Origin of the sequence: uncultured Roseobacter sp. (genome assembly GCF_947501835.1) — a bacterium.
GTDB lineage: Bacteria > Pseudomonadota > Alphaproteobacteria > Rhodobacterales > Rhodobacteraceae > Roseobacter.
In genome coordinates this window covers 140,560-161,573 of the sequence record NZ_CANMXR010000003.1, presented here as the reverse complement: position 1 = coordinate 161,573, position 21,014 = coordinate 140,560, and the positions used below count along the sequence as shown (strand labels likewise).

General features: G+C 58.3%; 17 protein-coding genes and 1 riboswitch. Of the genes, 11 read left to right on the top strand and 6 right to left on the bottom strand.

The window, feature by feature from the left end:
* Positions 1 to 23 precede the first annotated feature (23 nt).
* Entirely contained in the window at positions 24 to 476 is a 453-nt protein-coding gene (locus Q1A20_RS07500; RefSeq protein ID WP_299402635.1) for a CoxG family protein, read from the top strand.
* Between the two features lie 304 nt (positions 477 to 780).
* On the opposite strand, the gene Q1A20_RS07495 is transcribed toward Q1A20_RS07500, so the two are convergent.
* The 4 genes from Q1A20_RS07495 to Q1A20_RS07480 all read right to left on the bottom strand — a co-directional run bounded on the left by Q1A20_RS07495 (position 781) and on the right by Q1A20_RS07480 (position 3,920).
* The gene (locus Q1A20_RS07495) at positions 781 to 1,770 is read right to left on the bottom strand and encodes an ABC transporter substrate-binding protein (protein ID WP_299402633.1); all 990 of its coding nucleotides are present in this window, start codon (positions 1,768 to 1,770) and stop codon (positions 781 to 783) included.
* Entirely contained in the window at positions 1,767 to 2,522 is a 756-nt protein-coding gene (locus tag Q1A20_RS07490) for an ABC transporter ATP-binding protein (RefSeq protein WP_299402631.1), read from the bottom strand. Before Q1A20_RS07490 ends, Q1A20_RS07495 begins: the two co-directional genes overlap by 4 nt.
* The gene (locus Q1A20_RS07485) at positions 2,519 to 3,307 is read right to left on the bottom strand and encodes an ABC transporter permease (RefSeq protein WP_299402629.1); all 789 of its coding nucleotides are present in this window, start codon (positions 3,305 to 3,307) and stop codon (positions 2,519 to 2,521) included. The genes Q1A20_RS07490 and Q1A20_RS07485 overlap by 4 nt, the downstream gene beginning before the upstream one ends.
* A 4-nt stretch (positions 3,308 to 3,311) precedes the next feature.
* The gene (locus Q1A20_RS07480) at positions 3,312 to 3,920 is read right to left on the bottom strand and encodes a YkoF family thiamine/hydroxymethylpyrimidine-binding protein (protein ID WP_299402627.1); all 609 of its coding nucleotides are present in this window, start codon (positions 3,918 to 3,920) and stop codon (positions 3,312 to 3,314) included.
* Positions 3,914 to 4,026, bottom strand: a riboswitch (TPP riboswitch). It overlaps the preceding gene by 7 nt.
* A gap of 311 nt (positions 4,027 to 4,337) precedes the next feature.
* On the opposite strand from Q1A20_RS07480, the gene Q1A20_RS07475 reads away from it, so the two are divergent.
* The 4 genes from Q1A20_RS07475 (at position 4,338) to Q1A20_RS07460 (ending at position 11,928) form a co-directional block, all read left to right on the top strand.
* A complete protein-coding gene (locus Q1A20_RS07475) occupies positions 4,338 to 8,192 on the top strand; it encodes a TIR domain-containing protein (RefSeq protein ID WP_299916628.1) in 3,855 nt (1,284 codons plus the stop codon).
* A 224-nt stretch (positions 8,193 to 8,416) separates the two neighbouring features.
* Positions 8,417 to 9,079 carry a peroxiredoxin gene (locus tag Q1A20_RS07470; RefSeq protein ID WP_299402624.1) on the top strand — a complete coding sequence of 221 codons (663 nt, stop codon included), beginning with the start codon at positions 8,417 to 8,419 and terminating at the stop codon, positions 9,077 to 9,079.
* A 21-nt stretch (positions 9,080 to 9,100) separates the two neighbouring features.
* Positions 9,101 to 10,015, top strand: coding sequence for a sulfurtransferase (locus tag Q1A20_RS07465; protein ID WP_299916626.1), 915 nt, complete (start codon positions 9,101 to 9,103; stop codon positions 10,013 to 10,015).
* Positions 10,016 to 10,395: 380 nt separating this feature from the next.
* The gene (locus Q1A20_RS07460) at positions 10,396 to 11,928 is read left to right on the top strand and encodes a winged helix-turn-helix domain-containing protein (protein ID WP_299402622.1); all 1,533 of its coding nucleotides are present in this window, start codon (positions 10,396 to 10,398) and stop codon (positions 11,926 to 11,928) included.
* Positions 11,929 to 11,965: 37 nt separating this feature from the next.
* On the opposite strand, the gene pcaC is transcribed toward Q1A20_RS07460, so the two are convergent.
* Complete coding sequence (gene pcaC, locus Q1A20_RS07455) at positions 11,966 to 12,370, bottom strand: 4-carboxymuconolactone decarboxylase (RefSeq protein ID WP_299402621.1); 405 nt, start codon at positions 12,368 to 12,370, stop codon at positions 11,966 to 11,968.
* 84 nt (positions 12,371 to 12,454) lie between these two features.
* Entirely contained in the window at positions 12,455 to 13,624 is a 1,170-nt protein-coding gene (gene pobA / locus Q1A20_RS07450) for a 4-hydroxybenzoate 3-monooxygenase (RefSeq protein WP_299402620.1), read from the bottom strand.
* A gap of 90 nt (positions 13,625 to 13,714) precedes the next feature.
* Between pobA and pcaQ the strand changes: the two genes are divergently transcribed.
* From pcaQ to Q1A20_RS07420, 6 genes are all read left to right on the top strand, one after another.
* Positions 13,715 to 14,647, top strand: a complete 933-nt coding sequence (gene pcaQ, locus Q1A20_RS07445; RefSeq protein WP_299402619.1) for a pca operon transcription factor PcaQ — start codon at positions 13,715 to 13,717, stop codon at positions 14,645 to 14,647.
* Between the two features lie 158 nt (positions 14,648 to 14,805).
* Positions 14,806 to 15,390, top strand: a complete 585-nt coding sequence (locus Q1A20_RS07440) for an ANTAR domain-containing response regulator (RefSeq protein WP_299403227.1) — start codon at positions 14,806 to 14,808, stop codon at positions 15,388 to 15,390.
* Entirely contained in the window at positions 15,387 to 16,547 is a 1,161-nt protein-coding gene (locus Q1A20_RS07435; RefSeq protein ID WP_299402618.1) for a CmpA/NrtA family ABC transporter substrate-binding protein, read from the top strand. Before Q1A20_RS07440 ends, Q1A20_RS07435 begins: the two co-directional genes overlap by 4 nt.
* Positions 16,548 to 16,801: 254 nt before the next feature.
* On the top strand, positions 16,802 to 18,169 hold the full coding sequence (locus Q1A20_RS07430) for a CmpA/NrtA family ABC transporter substrate-binding protein (RefSeq protein WP_298974163.1): 1,368 nt from the start codon (positions 16,802 to 16,804) through the stop codon (positions 18,167 to 18,169).
* 72 nt (positions 18,170 to 18,241) lie between these two features.
* Positions 18,242 to 19,315, top strand: coding sequence for an ABC transporter permease (locus Q1A20_RS07425; protein ID WP_299916623.1), 1,074 nt, complete (start codon positions 18,242 to 18,244; stop codon positions 19,313 to 19,315).
* Positions 19,316 to 19,320: 5 nt separating this feature from the next.
* Positions 19,321 to 21,012, top strand: coding sequence for an ABC transporter ATP-binding protein (locus tag Q1A20_RS07420; RefSeq protein ID WP_299916621.1), 1,692 nt, complete (start codon positions 19,321 to 19,323; stop codon positions 21,010 to 21,012).
* Positions 21,013 to 21,014: the final 2 nt, after the last annotated feature.

Below are 21,014 nucleotides of genomic sequence, written 5' to 3'. Positions count from 1 at the left end.
CTGTTGTTAGCAAAGGAAATATCATGGAACTCGCCGACGAAGTCATCATCAACGCCCCAAAAGACCGCGTCTATGCCGCGCTGAATGATCCGGAAGTCTTGCAGCAATGCATCCCCGGCTGTGAGGAGTTGGTCAAACACTCTGATACCGAGCTTGCCGCCAAAGTTGTCCTGAAGGTGGGGCCTGTGAAGGCGCGCTTCAGCGGCGACGTGCAATTGGACACAGCGGGCGCGCCAGATGCGTTTTCGCTCACTGGCCAAGGCAATGGTGGCGCTGCGGGCCATGCCAAGGGCGGCGCAGATGTCACGCTCACCGCTGACGGAGATCAGACCATCCTGCGATATGAAGCCAAGGCCGAGATCGGTGGCAAGCTTGCCCAACTGGGAAGCCGTCTGATCCAAGGCACAGCCAAAAAGCTGGCCGCGAAGTTCTTCAAGTCATTTGCTGACGTGGCCAATGAAGACGCAACTGTCTAAGCGATTGGCTAAGCCGACCACGCGTCGGATATCCTTGTCATGACAGCCCGCTTCGGTCGCAATACCTGCTCCTTCGGCGTTGACTTCCTCGCTTTTGGTTGAAAGGGAGCCAAGCGCAATGTTGGCTCCCTCGCGTTTGTTGAAGCAACGGGGGCGATGGCCAGATACCCATCAAATGAATGGGATGATCGCGATATCCATCTTCACGCGACGCGGGTTTCCAGTCGCCATCTGGCGGCGCGTTGGTGACCCTGGTTGATGCAACCCTCAAGATGAATGCCACTCACCATCTTGATGTTAGCGGTCAGTCTAAAGGCAAGAGGTAGTCATTTGTGAACCAACTTGAGACATCCGGCCTTTCGGTCAGTTGTCTGCCGTCCTCGCCACGCAAAATGCCCGCCTCGAACAAAAACTGTGTGATATTCACGAACATCTCTTCGTCGATCAGACCTACCGGTTCGCCGGGGTCTTGCAGAAATCCGCCCTCGACCAGCGCCACCATCGAGGCGTGTACAAGGTCGGGATTCGACATCATCCCGGCGGTTTCGGCAATCAGTATATCAGCAGCCTCTGCAGGGTTGTTGGCGGCGAATTGATAGCCACGCTGCGCGGCTTGAACAAACGCGCGGGCGGCGTCGGGGTTTTGCTTTAGCCAAGTGCCATTGCCGCCCAAAAATGTCGTATGCTGGTCCGGAACGCCGAAGTCGGCATAGCGAAAGGCGCGTTGCGGACGATCCAGCAGCACCGAGTTCACGCCTTCCCACGTGCTGACCTCCAGCGTGAAATCCACGCTGCCATTGGCCAACGCTTCATAAGCCGACGTCCCCAATGTAACAGTATCGAAAACCCCTTCGCCGCCGTCGTTGCGGATGATGGTTGAAATCAACGCCTCCTCCCACGCGCTGCCGAAACCCGCATAGGTCATCCCGTCCAGATCTGCAGGGCGCTGAATGTCCTCGCGTTCGCCGTTAAAGACCAACCGCCCGGTCTCATGCTGCACGACTGCCAAAACGACAGTCATATCCGCACCGCTCGCCCGCTGGCTGTGAAAACCCACGGCACTGAGAATCCCAAACTCGGCCACTCCGGTGGCCACAAGGGTGCCGGAGGATGTATCCGTATAGGGCAGGATATCGACAACAAGACCCGCGTCCTCAAACCAACCTTTGGCCTGCGCCACATAAAGACCGACGTGATTGGTGTTTGGTGTCCAGTCGAGGGCAACAGTCAGGCGTTCCTGCGCCCAGGCAGGCAAACTCACACAAAGCAAGGCGGCTGCAATCAGGTGTTTCATATCTGGTCTCCGGTTTGATTGAGTAAAATGTCGAGAAGATGCGCCTCCAGGGCGTGGGCTTCGGCTGTGATAGCGCGGTCCATGCGCGGGCGTGCGGTGGACACGGCAACTTCGGCGATCACGCGTGCAGGCCGGCACGACAGCACATAGATGCGGTCGGAAAGTGCTACGGCCTCGCGGACATCATGGGTGACCAGCACCGTGGTCCAGCGCGCAGCACGCCAGCGCTCTTCGAACCACTTCTGCATCCGTGTACGCGTCAGCGCGTCCAGCGCGCCAAAGGGCTCATCCAGCAATTGCACGGGCCGCGCCTGCACAACGGTGCGCAAAAGAGCCGCCCGCTGTCGCATCCCACCCGACAGTTGTGCCGGGTAATGCTGCTCAAACCCGATCAGCCCGAAGTCATGAAGAAACGGCATAACGCGGTCGCGCGCATCCTTGCGGGTCATGCCCTGCACCTCCAGCCCCAAGGTCAGATTGTCGAGGATCCGCCGCCAGGGCATCAGCGCGTCACGCTGCGGCATAAACGCAAAGCCCTGCTGATTTTGCGCCAACGGATGCCCGTTGCAGGTGATCGTGCCGCGGAAGTGCTGCAATGCCCCGGTCAACAGTCGGAAAATGGTGGACTTCCCGGCACCGGACGGGCCAAGGATTGATACGAATTCGCCTTCGGCCACCCGCATCGAAATGTCGTCCAGCACTGCGGTGTTGCCCAAGGTGACAGCGACGGTTTTCATCTCGAGAATGCTCATCTGCCATCTCCCAGGTCGCGCCAGCGCAGGAAGATGCGTTGCAGTAGGGCAGTGACAGCGAACAACACCAGCGTCAGGGCCGAACTGATGACAACGGCCGCCAGCACGAGGTCAGGTCGAAAGCTGTTCTTGGCGTTCAGGATCACAATGCCCAGGCCCGCGCGGGCGCCGACATATTCCGCAAAGATCGCCGCCACGACCGCATAGGTGATCGAAATACGCAGCCCTGCAAAGAAATACGGCATTGCAGATGGCAACCGCGCGCGGCGAAACACTGTGCGGCGTGAGGCGCCCATGGCGCGCAGCAAGTCTTCAATTTCGGGGTCGGTGGCGGCGTATCCATCCAGCAGGGCCACCAACATCGGGAAGAACGTCACAAGCGTCACCAGCAATATTTTTGGTGTCAGATCGAAACCGAACCACAACACGACCAAAGGAGCGATGGCGACAAGCGGCAACGTCTGGCTCACGACAAAAATCGGAAGCAGCGCACGGCGCACGCGCGGTGTGAAATCCAGCACAACGGAGAAGACAAAGGCCACCGTAAGCGACAGGGAAAACCCGGCAAGCGTGGCCTTAACGGTCGGAACCGTGTTGTGCCACAGAATGGCGCGGTTCAGTACCATCTGATCCAGCACCCGCGAAGGTGCAGGCAGCACGAGCGGGGATATCCCCGAGACGCGAACGTAAAGCTCCCAGATCGCGAAGGCGCTGACCAGACTCAGGACGGCGGGAAAGCTACGGGTAAGACCTTCGCCGGGACGGCGAGGCAAGGGGCGATGCATCTGTTCAGCGCTTGGATGGGCTGTTGGCGGATACCGTCAAATCAATCGTGACATGCCCATTGGGGGGGCCGAACTGGCAAAATGCCTGCTCCAGAGTGGCAAAGACCGGGCCTGCATCACTCGCGAGGCGCGTGCAGAAGTTTTTCGACCGATCAAAGGTACCGCTTTGCTTGAGGAATTCGATACAGCCCATGATCTCAGCCATGTGATCGCCTGCCCCCATCACATACAAGGAGAACTGCGCATCCGCCATCTGGCCCTTTTGCGGTGTCGCAGCGATGGCCGTTAGCGCGTTCTGTTGGCGTGACGCCAGCAGCTCTGACGGATTGGCAAGCGCTCCTGTCTGGCAGATCGGGTCATCAGGCTCACCGGGACAGCCGCGTGACAGGGTAGCGCGCAACACAACATGCTGGCCTGAAGCCGCCGCCGCTGCGTAAAGGTCACGCAATGCCGGAAACAGCACCTCGGGCGGTCCGACGATCAGGGTTGAAATATCATCGGTTTCGATCCGCAATCTGTCGCGCCACGGATCAAGGGCGTTGAGCGATGATAGAATGAGATCAACAAACCCGTCTGTCATCGGGTAAAGGGAAACTTGCGCGCCTGCAAACATTTCTGTCCTCCTTGCTACGCTGGCATTATCCAGATCAGCTTTGAGGGTCCGAGGGCATGCGCCCGCATCTCAGCCGCGGCTCTACGCGGCTCCCCTGTGGTGACTTTTTCGTGTCAGATCGACGGAAGAAATGCAAGACCGACCAACCGGCTGGGCTTGATGTCTATTTCTGTAAAAAGAGTTGCCACATCATCAAATGGGGCCGAGCCCCATGGTGCTGCCGTTGAGGCTGGCCTCATAGACAGCAACAAAATCCACCTAAGACCGCATCAACGCCCACGTTTTGTGGTAGCGTTGGGCGGCAAGGCCTTCATCTAAGTTATATTGCTCCAACTTTATTCATCCAGAAAGACGAATTGGTCGCGATCAACTAAACCAGATTTACCGAATAGAGTCCTTTGGGAGAGGACGTTTTGAATGAAACGCATTTTTCTGAGTTACGGACACGATCACACGGCGCTTTTCGCCGCAAAGATAAAATCTGACCTCGAAAACGCCGGGTACGAGACCTGGTTTGACGCGGAACAACTGTGCCCAGGCGGCGACTGGGAGCGCTACATCGAGGAAGGTCTCGAGTGGGTCTCTGAACGCCCGGAGATGGGCTATTTCATCCTCCTGATGACCCCACATTCCGTCAGGCGACCTGATGGCTATTGCCTGAACGAACTGGCGCGGGCGATGGCCCGACAGCTCAAAATCATTCCGGTTCTGGTAGAAACAGTTGAACCACCACTTTCGATTACCCGCATTCAATGGCTTGATATGCGCGATGCGCGGCACGTCGATGAAGACGTATATCAGGTGAAATTTCAACGGCTCCTGCACGCGATCAAAACCGACGATCTGGACTTTGCCGGCACAACACAACGTCTGATCCAACGGCTGGATCCGCTGTCTTTCCAAACCGACATTGCACGCCATCTTGATGGGTTTACGGGCCGCACCTGGGTTTTGGATGAAATCAAGGCCTGGCTGCAAGGGGACGAGCGCGCATTTTGGCTCACGGGAGGGCCAGGTACGGGTAAAACTGCGCTGTCTGCCTGGCTCACGGCGCAGTTGCCCGAGCTTGCAGCCGTCCATTTTTGTCAGCATGGCCATGCCCGCAAGAGTGACGCGCACCGGGCTGTGACGTCTTTGGCCTTTCAACTCAGCATGCGCCTGCCGGACTATCAGGCGCGGTTGAACGCTTTACCGCTTGAAGAGATTCTGTCCGAACAAAGCGCTGAAACTCTGTTTGAAGAGTTGTTCATTCAACCCTTGGCGGGCATCACCTTGCCAGACGGCGAAAGTCTTTTGATCTTGATCGATGCACTCGATGAGGCGTCTCACAACGGTGCAAACCCACTGGTCAACATTGTCGGAAATGACATCGAAAGAACACCTGACTGGCTCCGGTTTCTAGTCACCAGCCGCCCGAATGAACCCGAGGTTTCATTGCCGCTTCAACACTTGTCCCCTTTTCGCCTTGAGGCGCAAAAGCCGAACGGAACGGACCTGGCGGCCTTTCTGCGGAGCAGACTGGAGCAAATACTGGCCACGCCACCCGCCCCGGCAACCATAGATAAAATCGAAAGCCGGTGCGAAGGGTCGTTCCTCTACGCACTTTGGGTTTGCCGCGAAATTGCGACCAAACGCCTTGACCTTGAGGCGACAGATGCCTTGCCTTCCGGCTTTGCAGCCATGCTCTTGCAAACGTTCAAACGCCAGTTTCCAGACATAGGCATCTACAAATCAGCGCAACGCCCGCTGTTTGAGGTTTTGACCACGGCCCGCGAGCCCATGGCCCAGTTGGAGTTGGCACAGATCCTGAACTGGACCGATTACGACGGAGACGAGATCATCGAAAGCTGCGGATCAATTCTCTTTACCGAGGGCGACAAGCTGGCGGTGTTCCACCTATCCGTTCTGGAGTGGTTGTTGGATCGAAAGAAATCCGGCCCCTATGCGGTCGCAGAAACCGCAGGACATCGCAGGCTCGCAGACTATGGCTGGGGGCTGTTTCAATGTAATCCAGCCGTCATGACATCCTATGCCATGACGGCAACCGCCCACCATCTGATGCAGGTAAACCGCATTGAAGAGGCCTGTGCGCTGTTGTTTGATTTCAGCCTGATGCAAAGGCGCGTTGCAGCGGATTTTTTCGGCTTCATCGAAGATTTGCGCATGATGCAAGGGCAGAACGACCTCACAGCCGATGATGCGAAGGCAACCGAAGATATCATAAGCATCTTTGACATGGCCTATGGTCTGCTTTTGGCTGAACCGGATCACTTGGCCTCTCAACTGCAGGCAAGGCTGGTCAATCATGCCAACCCAAGGCTGACGCAACTGGTCGCGCAAGCCTCGGCCAGCGCCAAATCATCGATCTTGCGGGCTCTGACCCCGGCATTGCGACAAGCCGGCGATCCCCTGCGACGGGTGCTGCCCGGCACCGCCGAAAGCCTCGATAGTGATGAGGTCTTTGCGATGTCTGCGGTCGCAGTGGATGAGGCACGTGGCTTGGCAATGGCAGGTGGAGAGATGGGTGTGCTGCATGTTTGGCAGACCTCTACCGGCACCCCCCAATACAAAGAGGCGCTTGAGGACGCGTCATTTTCTTGCTCGGCCTACTGCCAGCAAAGTGGGCGCTGGTTTCTGGGCGATTGGGAGGGCCGCATCACCGTCTTTGATGTCGACGCAATGACGCTGCGTACCGTCCGGGATTCATCGGGCAAGCAGGTGGTCAATATGGCGATCTCGCGGTGCGGAACAAAGCTTGCCGCGATCATAGAAGCAAAAACGGGAGAGACCAGCGCGCTCCAAATATGGAACATTTCGGATAAAGACCCCAAAGCCGTTTCTCTCACCCAAAATGCCGAGTCGCAAGCGATCAGCTTTCTGCCTGACCAACCAAAGCTCGTACTTGCCAACGACAAGACGGTCGAAATCATCGACCCCGATACAGGAGAGACGGAACCCACCGGCATCACGATCACGCAGCCCATCAGGGAAATTTGTTTTTCGGCAGATGGCAGCACGCTGGCTTTGGGCATCAATACGATGCAACTACAGTTGATATCCTGGCCAGAGGGCAGGCCGATCGGGTTGCTGAACGGCGGGCCTGACGGGAAAGAGGGGTCTCATCTCTCAGGTCTCGTTTTCACGAACGCAGATGCAAACCTGCTTTCCTCGGGGTGGGATGGCGCCTTGCGGTTATGGGACACGCAGAGCTTTCGCGAAATCGGATCATGCCCAAACCCCTCACAGGTCTACGGCTTGCACCTCGACCAACAGACAAACCGCGCAATCACCGGTCACAAAGTCGATGGCGCGCGCATCTGGGACATCAAAAACCTGGTCGGCACCGACGCTGTTGAGCGGCATGCCAACGGCGCGCAATTTGTCGTACCTCTCACGGCACATGGGTTGGTGGCGACAGGTGGCGCCCGCACCCCCGGTGATGCCATTCGCATCTGGAACCTGGCCGATGGGCGTTGTCTGAAAACAATCGAGATTTCGGGAGAAGTTTCAGGGCTCAGCGCCACGTCCGAGGGGAACGCGCTTGTGGTTCTGGAAGGCGACAGCATAAGCCATTTGAAGGTGGATTTTGAAGCATCTGATGGTGTTGTCAGCGTCCATAACCGCGCTCCAGAAAGTGCCGTTGGCGAGTGCCCTTCCCGGCTTGATGTAATCAGACTGGCAGAAACTAAACTGGTCAGCCTGCGGAGTGGGTGGCCAGCGACAAAGCTGGTGACCTGGCAAGCGCCCAAGTGGCAGACCGAAACCATAGCGGAATTTAAAACCGCCTATGATCCGTGCCTCGCGCTGACGACCGATGGGCAGCAGTGTGCCCTGGTTCTGGACGATGTGCCGGCCTTGCTCCTTTATGATCTAGGTCCAGGTGGCCAACGTTCGGACGTCCCGTTTCTTTGGGCGGCTGATGTCACGGCCTCGGCTGTCGCGATTTCCGCTGCGGGAGGCCAGATTGCGGTTGGCACCAAAAAGGGTCACGTGCACATCACTGACAGCAACATGCGCCAAACGACAGAACTGCGCCCCGCCGACAACGACTACGTCAGCGCCCTTTGTTTTACCGAAGATGAGGCGCGGTTGATTGTCGGAACTTACGGCGGCCGGGTGGAAGTCTGGGACGTACCATCCTCAAAACGGCTGAGCGCTTTTTGCAACAACGATGGATGGCTGGCGGTCTGGGCGTCCAGCAAACAGCGCCGCATTGTGGCCTGCGACCTTGTCGGGGCGGTGCATTTTCTCGAAATTCCAGCTTTTGCATGAGGCTTCGGTCGCCTTGACGATTTGCGCCCTCATTAGAAGAGCGTTGAAAGATCCAGGACAGCGCGCGGGTGCTCTGGGCAACCGTGCGACCACTCTCTCTCACAAAGCTTTCAGAGTTTTCTCAGAACTTCATCAGGATTGACGAGGGCGGCTTCGATACTCCGTCAGCGCCGGACGCAGGTAAATCACCGCATCCAGCCCAGTAAATATTAAAGGAAAATAAAATGCCCCTCGCCATAAACAGTATCGCACCAGATTTCAGCGCGCAAAGCACGCAAGGCACCATCGATTTCTACGATTGGGTCGGAGACAGCTGGTGCATGTTCTTTTCGCACCCAAAGGATTTCACGCCGGTTTGCACCACTGAAATGGGTGCTGTTGCCCGGATGAAGCCGGATTTTGACCGCCGCGGTGTGAAACTGCTCGCCTTGTCGATTGATACCGTTGAAGACCACACCCGCTGGTCGGATGACATCGAAACCGCCTGTGACATCGCTCCGAACTATCCGATGATCGCAGATACCCATCTGGAGATTGCAAAACTCTACGACATGCTGCCAGCGGAGGCCGGTGACACATCGGAGGGCAGGACCGCTGCCGATAATGCAACCGCGCGCACCGTCTTCGTGATCGGACCGGACAAAAAGATCAAGATGACGATCTCTTATCCGATGACCACGGGACGTGATTTCACCGAAGTGCTCCGCGCCATCGACAGCCTGCAATTGATGGCGCGTCATCAATTGGCGACACCGGCCAACTGGAAACACGGCGAGGATCTGGTGATCGCCCCCTCAGTTTCCAATGAGGAAGCGCAGGCGCGCTTTCCGAACGGATGGAAAACCCCTTTGCCATATTTGCGGCTCGTACGCGCGCTGCAGACCTGATTTATTTTGAAAGGAAATTTCGTGAAACAGGAACTTACACGCCGCAGTTTTGCAATCTTGTCACTCGCCGCGGCCACCACACTGCCCCATCTGCCCGCAGCGGAGACCGTGACCGAAGGCTACGTAAATCCCCATTTGCTTGTCGAGCCTGATGAGTTGATCGGTGCCATTTCCGCGATGACCCCATCGCAGGCTGAGGGCACGGCAACAGCTATCGTTGTGATCGATGTGCGCAAAAAAGACGCCTACGACGCGGGGCATATCCTCGGCGCCCGGCATCTTGATCCCAACGCCGTTGTTGCAGCGAACAGTCCTATCAGCGGATCGCTCAAGACGATCCCGGAGCTTGAACGGTTGCTGAGCCGGCTGGGCATTTTAGCGGACCACCGGGTCGTCCTCTACGATAATCGCGGCGGATTTCATGCAGCACGGATGTTCTGGCTGCTGGAATACCTTGGTCACCAGAACGTCGCGCTCCTGAACGGAGGATATGATGCATGGCGCGCGATTGACGGCCCCACAACCAAAATCCGTTTTCATCACGCACGGGCACGGTTTCAGGCCGCACCGAGCCCCCGGCGGTTTGCCAGTGCGGACTACGTCTTGAAACATCGCTCCGAACCCGGCGAAAAGCTGATCGATGTGCGCCCGACCAAAATGTACACCGATGGTCATATTCCCTGGGCCATCAACATCCCATGGGCGCAAAACCTGGGTGAGGGCAATCGTTTTCTGTCGGCAGAAAAGCTGCGCAAAAACTTCGAAGCGAAGGGGATCGCGATGGACGATAGCGTGACACTACACTGCCAGGTTGGTCTGGCCTCTGCACATAGCTATGTGGCGCTGCGCCTGCTCGGCTACCCCCAGGTGCGGGTCTATCATCGGTCCTGGGCGGAATGGGGGAGCGACCCATCCTTGCCAAAAGTCTCCTCGTAACCAAAGGGCGCCGCGACCCCAAAGAAAAGCGCGGCGCCCCTTCGCCTTGCGGCGGAAATGCGCGTTTTCTGGGCCCAGTGAGCACCACTCACATGTTCGGAAATCGCATCAAACCCAGGTTGAGACAGGGACGTCTCACCAACGTCACCACCGGTCATCGCCAGCTTTTTCGCGGCACGTGAAAGCGTTTCCCTATCCCTCTATGCAGAGTATCGCGGTGTGACCTTCAGGCGTTGAAAACCCCCGGATCGACGCCTCTCAGCAAAATGTGAACACGTAACGGATTCCCAAATGGACATTAATCAACTAAAACAACCAAATTATTTTTATGATTTCAGCCGGTCAAGAATGGACTGGTATTTTAGAAAGGTCACTTTTCCATGGCCGGGGTTTTGCCAGAAACGGCATTCGATGCGAATGCGCGCACCATTTCACTAAACGGTGTCGAGACGAGACTAACACCCAAATCCGCCACCGTGCTGTCGATCCTTCTCGCCGCAAATGGGCGTGTTGTCAGCCGTCAGGAACTGCTGGATCGGGTATGGCCCGACGTTGCCGTTGTCGATGAGGTTCTGACGCAGGCCATTGCCGAGCTGAGACGCGCGTTGGGCGACAACGCCCGCCAACCGCAGTATATCGAGACGGTTGCAAAATCCGGGTACCGCCTTTTGGGACAGATGCAAAGCACAGCGCCCGCGCAAGAAGCCGAACCAGACGCGCCTGAGCTTGAGTGTTCATTTCAGCACCCCTCGCTGGTTGTCGTGCCCTTTGAGGCAATCTCAACCGACACGTCGACCGCCCTCTTGAGCAAAGGGCTGACGCGGGATCTTGCGGCAAGTCTTGCCAAATCCAGGTGGCTCTTTGTGTCCGCCTTTGCCAGTGCCACAGCGTCCGAAGTCGCTCATGTCGAACCTCTCAAGGTGGCAGAGGCGCTGCATGTGCGTTACGCGCTTTGGGGATCGGTGATCATCTCCGGAAATCGCATGCGCGTCATGGCGCGGCTATGTGACCGCAAAACAGCAAGCTTGCTTTGGGCGGAGCATTTTGAGCGCCCCATATCGGATCTGTTCGATGTTTTGGACGAGATCGGCCAGGAAATTGCCAAATGCGTGGAAGCGGTCATCGAAGCACAATTGCGCCGCATCGCGCGCCTGACGCCGATCAAGGATCTGGATGCCTGGGGTCTTTACCACCGCGCGTCAGGCCACAGGTTTGCCGCCGCGCGAGAAACAATCACGGAACTGTCCGAATTATTGGCTATGGCGCGCGCGCTTGAGCCTTCGTCGGCGCGCATTGCCGCGGCTCAGGCGACGCTGCAGTTCCGCAAAGAAATGCTGCTGACCCGACCGACCGAACCACCGCGGCTGGTTTTGGCCCCGGATATGGCCCGCGCGGCCATTGAGTTGGACGAATTTGACCCCGATGCGATGACCGCGCTTGGATCTACGCTGATCGTGTCAGGCTGCCGCGACGAGGGGATGTTCTGGATGAGCCAGGCCTGCCGTCATAACCCCAATTCGGTAAACGCCCGCAACTTGTTGGCCTGGACCTGCCTGATCGCGGGCCACAAAGAAGAGGCGATGACACATGCGGCCTATGCAAACCGGATCAGCCCCCTTGATCCGGTGGGGTACAGTTTTCATTGCGTCATGGCCCAATCTCTCGCGTTAAGCGGAAATGTGAAGGCCGCGATGGTGCACAGCGAACGGGCGGCATCGCACAGAAACGCCAATGTTCAGGTCTACGCTGTCGCCGCGCTCTGCGCCCTTCTTGCGGATCGCGGGGATATCGCAACGCAACATCTGGCGCGGGTGCGGGATGTCACCCCAGACTTTTCCGCGGAGACGTTTTTGAAGTGGTTTCCGTTTTCAGGGTCGGAAAGCGGCCTGATCCGGGAGGCGCTTGCGGCCTAGACGCCGTGACGCCGCCGACACCTATCGCGTCATGGGGTCAGCCCTGACCTTCAGTTTCGCCGCGTGCTGATCGTTCCATCTCTTCAAAGGTTTCTCTGGCCAGCCTCAAGGCGTGATTGGCGCGCGGCACACCGGCATAGATTGCGACATGCTGAAAGGCTTCCAGCACGTCCGTCTTGCTGGCACCGGTACGGGCGGTGGCGCGGATGTGCATCGGGATTTCGTCAAAGTTGCCCAGCGCCGCCAACAGGGCCAGCGTCAGCATCGACCGTTCGCGCAGCGTGATGGCATCGCTGGCCCAGACATTGCCCCATGCGCTTTCGGTAATGAGATCCTGGAATGGTGCGTCGAGCGGCGTCTTGCCCTCTTCGGCGCGATCGACATGGGCGTCTCCCAGAACCTTGCGGCGCAAGGCATTACCCGCTTTCAATCGATCAGACATCCTGTGTCCTCCTGGCCAGTATGACGGTGTCGTGGCGCGCGCCGAGGGCCGTCGACAAATGTCGCTTTGATGCGCTGCCCGGCATCAATAGGGCAATCCCACGTAATTCTGCGCCAAGACGCTCTGCGCTTCTCTATTGGACCGCAGAAATTCGATCTCGGCCTGCTGCATCTTCAGATCAAAGGGGGTCTGATCCGGGAACCGGTGCAAAAGGCTGGTCATCCACCAACTGAACCGTTCCGCTTTCCAGACCCGCGCCAGCGCTTTTTCCGAATACCCTGCAAGGCCCGTTTCATCCCCCGACCGGTAGTACGCTGTCAGCGCCCGGTAGAGATAGTGCACATCAGACGCCGCTGTATTCAGACCCTTGGCGCCCGTTGGCGGAACGATATGAGCGGCATCACCACATAAGAACAACCGCCCCCATTGCATCGGCTCACAGACGAATGACCTGAGCGGCGCGATGGATTTTTCAATCGATGGTCCGGTTACAAGCCTGTCGGCGGCCTCCCTGGGGATCCGGCGTTTGAGCTCCGACCAGAATGCGTCATCCGACCAGTTCTCGACCTGATCGTCGAGGTCGCACTGAATGTAGTATCGGCTCAGGTGCGCATTGCGCATGGAGCAGAGCGCAAAACCACGCGCCGAGCATGCATAGATCAACTCGTCGGACACCGGTGGTGTCTCCGACAGGATCCCAAGCCAGCCAAAAGGATAGATTTTCTCATATTCTCGCCGAACATCCTCCGGTATTGACGTCCGGCTAACGCCATGAAACCCGTCACACCCGGCAATGAAATCACAATCGACCCGGCGGCTTTCGCCATCCACCGTATAGGTCACATAGGGCGCGTCAGACCGGGCATCGTGGAGGGTGACGTCTTCGGTGGTGAATTCGATTTTACCGCCCGCCGCCGCGCGTGCGGCGTAAAGATCGCGGGTGACTTCGGTCTGCCCATATACGGTTACGGGCGTATCAGTGTGCTCCTTGAAGCTGATGCCGAACTGCATGTCCTCGAAAGAGAGGATTGTGCCTTCATGCAAAAACGCCTCACGGTCCAGCCGGTCGGCGACCCCTGCTTCGCGCAGCAGATTGACCAGGCCAACCTCCAGAATGCCGGCCCGAATACGACCCAGCACATGGGCTTTGGTTCTGCGCTCAAGCACGATGCTGTCGATGCCATTTTTGTCGAGCAGTTGGCTCAACAACAGACCCGACGGACCGCCCCCGATGATTACAACCTGCGTCTTCACGTCGAACCCCTCCCGGGCCAAATTACTCGTTTGGTTTTAGCAATAAAAATGAGTATTCAGATATTTAAATTACCGTTTTTGGAAACTATTATGGATCGGCGCATCAAATATCGCCATATAGAGGCCTTTGTCGAAATCGCGCGCGAGGGCAGCTTGAAACACGCCGCGCGGAAGTTATTCCTGACCCAGCCCGCAATCTCCAAAACGCTCAAAGAACTGGAAGGTATCCTGAGCACCACGCTGATGCGCCGCAACCGGGGTGGTGTGACATTGACCAAACAGGGTGCGGTCTTTCTGCATTTTGCGCAAATGTCATTGGCCAGTCTGCAGCAGGGCCTTAACGGGTTGGAAACCGCGGATCATGCGCTCAAGGAACGGCTGAATGTCGGTGCATTGCCCAGCGTCGCAGCCACGCTGATGCCGGAGGTTGTGACCGAGTTTTCGCATCTCGCACCGAACGGGATGCTGCGGGTTCTGGACGGCCCGCATGACTATCTTGTCGACCGATTGCGCTTGGGTGCGCTTGATCTGGTCATCGGCCGCCTGGGCGATCCCGACACGATGCAGGGCCTGACCTTCACACAGCTTTATACCGAACAGGTTGTCTTCGTCGTTCGCACTGGCCACCCGCTGCTGGCAAACCCGGACGTCCAGCGCATTATCGACTATCCGGTGATCTCCCCGCCACCGGCAGCGGCTATCGCCCCGACCGCCGAGCGCTTTTTGATCGCACATGGCATCGGGGAGCTTCCGAACAAGATCGAAACGGTATCCGGCGCACTGGGCCGTGCGTATACGCGACATTCGGATGCGGTCTGGATTATTTCCGGTGGCGTTGTGGCAAATGAACTGGCGGATGGTCTGCTGGTGCAATTGCCGTTTGATACCGCCATGACGCGCGGCCCTGTCGGGCTGATGTCCCGTGCCGACGCGCCTGCCATGCGGGTTCAGCACGTGTTTCATCTTGCTGTGCAGACCGTTTTGGACCGAAACGATCTGGCAACAGGTGCCGACGGGAATTAACGGCCTTTTCGCTCCGCGCATCCTGCAACTCTTCACAAACCGAATAATGCCTATGCGTTGAAGATCATATTTGCACGGATTTTGAGCAGCTTACGCCGCGCAGGGGGCAATCCGCTTCTGATCCCTGTCACTGGCAACCATGGATGCTACGCAACCACATGCGCGAAGACCTCAGCATCCTTGTGGTGGAAGATAACCCCGAAAAAGCATCCCAGATCACCCAGGCCCTGAATGCGGCGGGGTGGTCGGACGTGCATGCTTTGGGGCAAACCGCCCGGCTGGATCAGGCGATCAAATCGCGGCAGCCTGATATCGTTTTGATCGATCTGGCCAACCCGGACCGGGACACGCTGGAACACCTCAGCCAGGTCTCCGACACCAAAGCCCGCGCCGTTGCCATGTTTGTCGACCACACCGATCCCGACCTGACGCAAGCGGCCCTCACCGCGGGCGTCAGCGCTTATGTTGTCGACGGGCTGCAAATGAACCGGATCAGGCCGGTGATCGAAACCGCCATCGCGCGGTTTCAGATCATGAAACAGATGCAATCCGAACTCGACGCCGCAAAACGTGCGCTGGAGGATCGCAAGACCATTGACCGGGCCAAGGGCATCGTGATGCGCCGCCGCGGCCTGTCGGAGGATGAAGCCTACAAGCTGATGCGCAAGACGGCGATGGATCAGGGGCGCAAGGTGATTGATGTGGCCCAGGCGCTGGTCACCGCGGCGGACCTGCTGTCATGATGAAAACAGTGCTGAATTGCGGCTATGTCCCCTTGGTGGACTGCGCCCCGCTGATCATCGCGCAGGAGCTTGGCTTTGCGGCAGAGGAAGGTATCGACCTCAATCTCGTGCAACAACCCTCATGGTCGGCGCTGCGCGATATGCTTGCATTGGGCCATCTGGACGCAGCGCAGATGCTGTCGCCGATGCCCGTCGCGATGTCGCTCGGTCTGGGCGGGCTGAGCGCGGAAATCGATGCGCTGATGGTGCTCTCGGTCAACGGAACGGTCTTCGGCCTCTCCACCCCGCTCGCGCAGAAACTGCGCGCAGCGGATCACGGGCCGGCTTTCGGACAAGCGGCCCAGCTACACAAAAGCCTCAACGCGGCGGGGATAGATCACCTGCGCATTGGCGTGCCCTTTCACTTTTCGATGCACCGGCTGCTGCTGGAATACTGGCTGGCGGAAAACGGGCAGCCGGATTTATCGGTCGACATTGTCGCCGTCCCCCCGCCGCGCATGTCCGATGCGATCAGCCGCAACGAGATCGACGCATTTTGGGTGGGCGAGCCCTGGGGCAGCGTTGCAGTGTCGCGCGAGGTGGCTGAGCTGGTGCTTCCGGGCAACGCGATCTGGGCCTTCGCACCGGAAAAAGTGCTGGCCGCGCGACATCGGTGGATCGAGGATCACCCGACCCGGGTGCGGGGCCTGATGCGCGCGGTACATCAGGCGGCGCGCTGGCTTGATACATCGACAAACAAATCACTGGCCGTTGAGATACTGGCGCGCAGCGAACACCTGAACCTCGCGCCGGATCTCATTGACCCCGCAATCTCCGGCCAGCTGTCCCCCAAGGCAGAGGACCTGCCCACGCAAATTGACCGATTTCTGGTTTTCAACAAACATGCCGCCAACTTTCCCTGGCGCAGTCAGGCCGCGTGGATTGCCAGGCGTATTGGCGCGGCGGCGGATGATATCGCCAAGGCCAAGGCCTGCTTCAGAACGGACCTCTACCGGGACAATCTCGGACCTGTCGGTGTCGATCTGCCGGGTGCCTCGGAAAAAATCGAAGGCGCGATGCGCCATTCAACGGCCGTTTCTTCAACCCGGGGCCATATGATTCTTGCACCTGATGCCTTTTTTGACGGCAAAACCTACGAAAACGGCACCGAGAAATGATCAATTATTGAGCGCTAGCTGCATTGCAGCATTTTTTTGCACCGCAGCACGTCAATTTATTTGATCGCATCCCGGACTAACCGCACAGTCGGGTCAGGGCAAAGATGCCCAAAGTTTTGTGTTGGGTGCCGCTGTAGGCACACATGTTTAACTGAGCAAAGCCGCTCGTACGTTTCACGGTCCTCCCCCGTGATACCTACGTGCGGCTTTTTCTTTTGCGGCCTCTGCGCCTCCGATCTGAAGGGACCAACCTGATGAAGAAAATTCTCACATTATCCTTTACGGCAAGCCTGCTTGCCACTTCGGCCTTTGCCGAATTGCTCGATCTGGAAAAAGACGAGCTGACGTTCGGGTTTATCAAGCTGACCGATATGGCGCCGCTCGCCGTGGCCTACGAAAATGGCTATTTCGAAGACGAAGGTCTGTTTGTCACGCTGGAGGCGCAGGCCAACTGGAAGGTTCTGTTGGATGGCGTGATCGGCGGGCAACTCGACGGTGCGCATATGCTGGCAGGGCAGCCGCTGGCCGCAACCATCGGCTACGGTACCAAAGCGCATATCATCACACCGTTTTCTATGGACCTGAACGGCAACGGCATCACGGTTTCCAATGAAATCTGGGACCAGATGAAGCCGAACATCCCCCTGATGGAGGATGGCCGCCCGCAACACCCGATCAGCGCCAGCGCGCTTGCGCCCGTTGTCGAGGACTACAAGGATCAGGGCATCCCGTTCAACATGGGCATGGTCTTCCCCGTCTCCACCCACAATTACGAAATCCGCTACTGGCTGGCAGCCGGTGGTTTGCAACCCGGGTATTATTCGCCCGATGACATTTCCGGCCAGATCGGCGCGGATGTATTGCTTTCCGTGACCCCACCGCCGCAGATGCCCGCAACCATGGAAGCAGGCACGATCTATGGCTACAGCGTCGGAGAACCCTGGAACCAGCAGGCGGTGTTCAAAGGGATCGGTGTGCCGGTGATCACCGACTACCAACTGTGGAAGAACAACCCCGAAAAGGTGTTTGGCATCACCGCGGAATTTGCCGAAAGCTATCCAAATACGACGCTGGCGCTGACAAAAGCGCTTATTCGCGCCGCGATCTGGCTGGATGAAAACGACAATGCCAACCGCCCCGAAGCGGTCGAGATCCTGTCGCGGTCGGAATATGTCGGGGCCGATTACGATGTCATCGCGAATTCGATGACGGGTACTTTTGAGTTCGAAAAGGGTGACAAACGCGAGATCCCGGATTTCAACGTCTTCTTCCGCTACAACGCCACCTATCCCTACTATTCGGACGCGATCTGGTATCTCACGCAGATGCGCCGCTGGGGCCAGATCGCTGAGGCCAAATCCGATGAGTGGTTTGTAGAGACGGCCAAGGAGGTCTACCGCCCCGACATCTACCTGCAGGCCGCGCGCATGCTGGTGGACGAAGGGATGGCCAATGAGGCGGATTTCCCCTGGGACAGTGACGGGTTCAAGGCCCCGACCCCCGCCGAGGACATCATTGACGGCATCGCCTACGACGGCCGAACCCCCAACGCCTATCTCGACAGCCTGCCCATCGGCCTCAAGGGCGAGCAGGTGATCGTCGGCAACGAGGTTCAGGGCTGATTTCACCTCTCCCTCGCCCTCACGCAGGGCGGGGCATCCCAGCTGTAATCCCTAGTCACAGGATCGCCAGACATGACCGCCATTGACCCCATTTCCCTTGACAGAGACGCCCGGCGCACGCGCCTTTTCGCCCGGATCAACAAGCTCGACAACTGGTTTCAAGTGCTCGGCCTCAGCTGGATGACACCGGTGCTGAAAGCCATCGCCGGGGACAATCCCAAGGCACAGTTTGGCGAGATCTGGCGACTGTTGGGCGTGCCGCTGCTGGCCATCGCGATCTTTCTGGGGGCCTGGGCAAATCTGGCCCCAAAGGTACAGACGTCACTGGGGGCAGTCCCCGGACCGGCGCAGGTTTGGGAACAGGCGGTCAATCTGAACGAAGACGCCAACCGTGCCCGTGAAAAGGAAGCGGCCTTTTACGAACGTCAGGACACACGTAACGCCAAGCTGGTTGCCGATGGTCAGGCCGATAAGGTCAAGCACCGCACCTATACCGGCAAGCCGACCTATTACCAGCAAATCTGGACCTCGATCAAAACGGTTTTCTTCGGCTTTATGATCGCCTCGATCATCGCCATCCCGCTGGGCATCGCCGCAGGTCTTTCGGCCACTGCAAATGCCGCCCTCAATCCACTGATCCAGATTTTCAAACCCGTCTCTCCGCTCGCCTGGTTGCCGATCGTGACCATGATCGTCTCTGCCGTTTACGCCAGCAATGACGGTATGTTTTCCAAATCCTTCCTGATCTCCGCCATTACCGTCACGCTCTGCTCACTTTGGCCCACGCTGATCAACACCGCCCTTGGGGTCAGCAGCATCGACAAGGACCTCGTCAGCGTCTCCCGCGTGCTGAAGATGAACACCTGGACTAAGATCACCAAACTGGTGCTGCCCTCGGCGCTGCCGCTGATCTTCACCGGGCTGCGGCTGAGCCTCGGGGTCGGCTGGATGGTCCTGATCGCGGCGGAAATGCTGGCGCAGAACCCGGGCCTGGGCAAATTCGTCTGGGATGAATTCCAGAACGGCTCCAGCCAGTCGCTGGCCAAGATCATGGTGGCGGTCTTCACCATCGGGATCATCGGCTTCCTCTTGGACCGGGTGATGTATGCCCTGCAGTCCATGTTTACCTTCTCGGCAAACCGGTGAGCGCCATGATCCTGAGCTTTCAGAATGTGGACAAGGGGTTTGGTCAGGGCGCTGCCCGATCCGAGGTCCTGAACAACATCAATCTTGAGGTGCACGAAGGCGAATTTGTTGCGATCCTCGGTTTCTCCGGCACCGGCAAATCCACCTTGATGAACCTGATCGCAGGGCTGGAAATGCCCGACAGCGGCACCGTGTCCTTCAAGGGCACAGCCATCACCGGCCCCGGCCCGGAACGCGGGCTGATCTTTCAAAGCTATTCGCTGATGCCCTGGCTGACCGTGGGTGGCAATGTCGGGCTGGCGGTGGACGCGGTCTTTCCGAAGCTTTCCAAGGCGGACCGTCAGGCGAAGATCGACCACTATGTCGGCATGGTGGGTCTGCGCCATGCCATCAGCCGCCGCCCGGCGGAGCTTTCAGGCGGGATGCGTCAACGTGTTGCCGTGGCGCGGGCGCTTGCGATGAACCCCGAGATGCTGTTGCTGGATGAACCGCTCTCCGCGCTGGATGCGCTGACGCGGGCCAATCTGGCGGATGAAATCCTCGACATCTGGGAGCAGGACAAGAAGACCTGCATCATGATCACCAACGATGTTGATGAGGCCATTCTTCTGGCCGACCGGATCATCCCTCTGAACCCGGATGGCACATTGGGCGACCCCTTCGCGGTCACTCTCCCACGTCCGCGCGACCGGATGGAGATGAACCATGATGCGACCTTCAAGGCCCTGCGCGCCCGGGTCACCGGCTACCTGATGGATGTCGGCATTGCGGCCAAGGTCGAAGAAACGCGCAGCCTGCCCGACGTCACCCCCATTCACGGTGTGCCCACAGCCGTGGCTGAGGCCCAGAAGGGCATGATCGAGGAACGGTTTCTCGATTTCTCGCAACTGCACAAAGTCTATCCGACGCCCAAGGGCCCGCTGACGGTGGTCGAGGACTTCAATCTCAAGATCAACCGCGGTGAATTCATCTCGCTCATCGGTCATTCGGGCTGCGGCAAATCCACCGTGCTGACCATGGCTGCCGGGCTGAACCCGATCTCGAAGGGTGCAATCAAGCTGGACGGCCGCCACGTCGAGGGCGCTGATCCCGAACGTGCGGTTGTCTTCCAATCCCCGAACCTCTTCCCCTGGCTGACAGCCAAGGAGAACGTGGCAATCGGGGTGGATAAAGTTTACCCCCGCGCCTCCCAGGCCGAGCGGCAGGATGTGGTCGAATATTACCTCGAACGTGTGGGCCTTGCCGATAGCATGGACAAGGGCGCGGCAAGCCTCTCCAACGGGATGAAACAGCGCGTCGGGATCGCCCGTGCCTTTGCGCTCTCGCCCAAACTGCTCCTGCTCGATGAGCCCTTTGGCATGCTTGACAGCCTCACCCGCTGGGAGTTGCAGGAGGTGCTGATGGAGGTCTGGTCGCGCACCAAGGTCACTGCAATCTGTGTCACCCATGACGTGGATGAGGCGATCCTGCTGGCCGACCGCGTGGTGATGATGACCAACGGGCCGCAGGCGACCATCGGCAAGATCACCGAGGTGGATTTGCCGCGCCCGCGCACCCGCAAAGCGCTGCTGGAGCATCCGGAGTATTACGCCTACCGGCAGGAAGTGCTCGATTTCCTGGAGGAATATGAGCATGGCAACCAGTCCAAAAAGGCGGCTGTTCCAACCCCCACCCCTAAAGCAGTCGCGGCGGAGTAAGA

What these genes read in the sequence shown, in the direction of transcription:
- Q1A20_RS07500 (WP_299402635.1), top strand. Translation starts at nt 24, where the DNA reads ATGGAACTCGCCGACGAAGTCATCATCAACGCCCCAAAAGACCGCGTC.
- Q1A20_RS07495 (WP_299402633.1), bottom strand. Translation starts at nt 1,770, where the DNA reads ATGAAACACCTGATTGCAGCCGCCTTGCTTTGTGTGAGTTTGCCTGCC.
- Q1A20_RS07490 (WP_299402631.1), bottom strand. Translation starts at nt 2,522, where the DNA reads ATGAGCATTCTCGAGATGAAAACCGTCGCTGTCACCTTGGGCAACACC.
- Q1A20_RS07485 (WP_299402629.1), bottom strand. Translation starts at nt 3,307, where the DNA reads ATGCATCGCCCCTTGCCTCGCCGTCCCGGCGAAGGTCTTACCCGTAGC.
- Q1A20_RS07480 (WP_299402627.1), bottom strand. Translation starts at nt 3,920, where the DNA reads ATGTTTGCAGGCGCGCAAGTTTCCCTTTACCCGATGACAGACGGGTTT.
- Q1A20_RS07475 (WP_299916628.1), top strand. Translation starts at nt 4,338, where the DNA reads ATGAAACGCATTTTTCTGAGTTACGGACACGATCACACGGCGCTTTTC.
- Q1A20_RS07470 (WP_299402624.1), top strand. Translation starts at nt 8,417, where the DNA reads ATGCCCCTCGCCATAAACAGTATCGCACCAGATTTCAGCGCGCAAAGC.
- Q1A20_RS07460 (WP_299402622.1), top strand. Translation starts at nt 10,396, where the DNA reads ATGGCCGGGGTTTTGCCAGAAACGGCATTCGATGCGAATGCGCGCACC.
- pcaC (WP_299402621.1), bottom strand. Translation starts at nt 12,370, where the DNA reads ATGTCTGATCGATTGAAAGCGGGTAATGCCTTGCGCCGCAAGGTTCTG.
- pcaQ (WP_299402619.1), top strand. Translation starts at nt 13,715, where the DNA reads ATGGATCGGCGCATCAAATATCGCCATATAGAGGCCTTTGTCGAAATC.
- Q1A20_RS07440 (WP_299403227.1), top strand. Translation starts at nt 14,806, where the DNA reads ATGCGCGAAGACCTCAGCATCCTTGTGGTGGAAGATAACCCCGAAAAA.
- Q1A20_RS07435 (WP_299402618.1), top strand. Translation starts at nt 15,387, where the DNA reads ATGATGAAAACAGTGCTGAATTGCGGCTATGTCCCCTTGGTGGACTGC.
- Q1A20_RS07430 (WP_298974163.1), top strand. Translation starts at nt 16,802, where the DNA reads ATGAAGAAAATTCTCACATTATCCTTTACGGCAAGCCTGCTTGCCACT.
- Q1A20_RS07425 (WP_299916623.1), top strand. Translation starts at nt 18,242, where the DNA reads ATGACCGCCATTGACCCCATTTCCCTTGACAGAGACGCCCGGCGCACG.
- Q1A20_RS07420 (WP_299916621.1), top strand. Translation starts at nt 19,321, where the DNA reads ATGATCCTGAGCTTTCAGAATGTGGACAAGGGGTTTGGTCAGGGCGCT.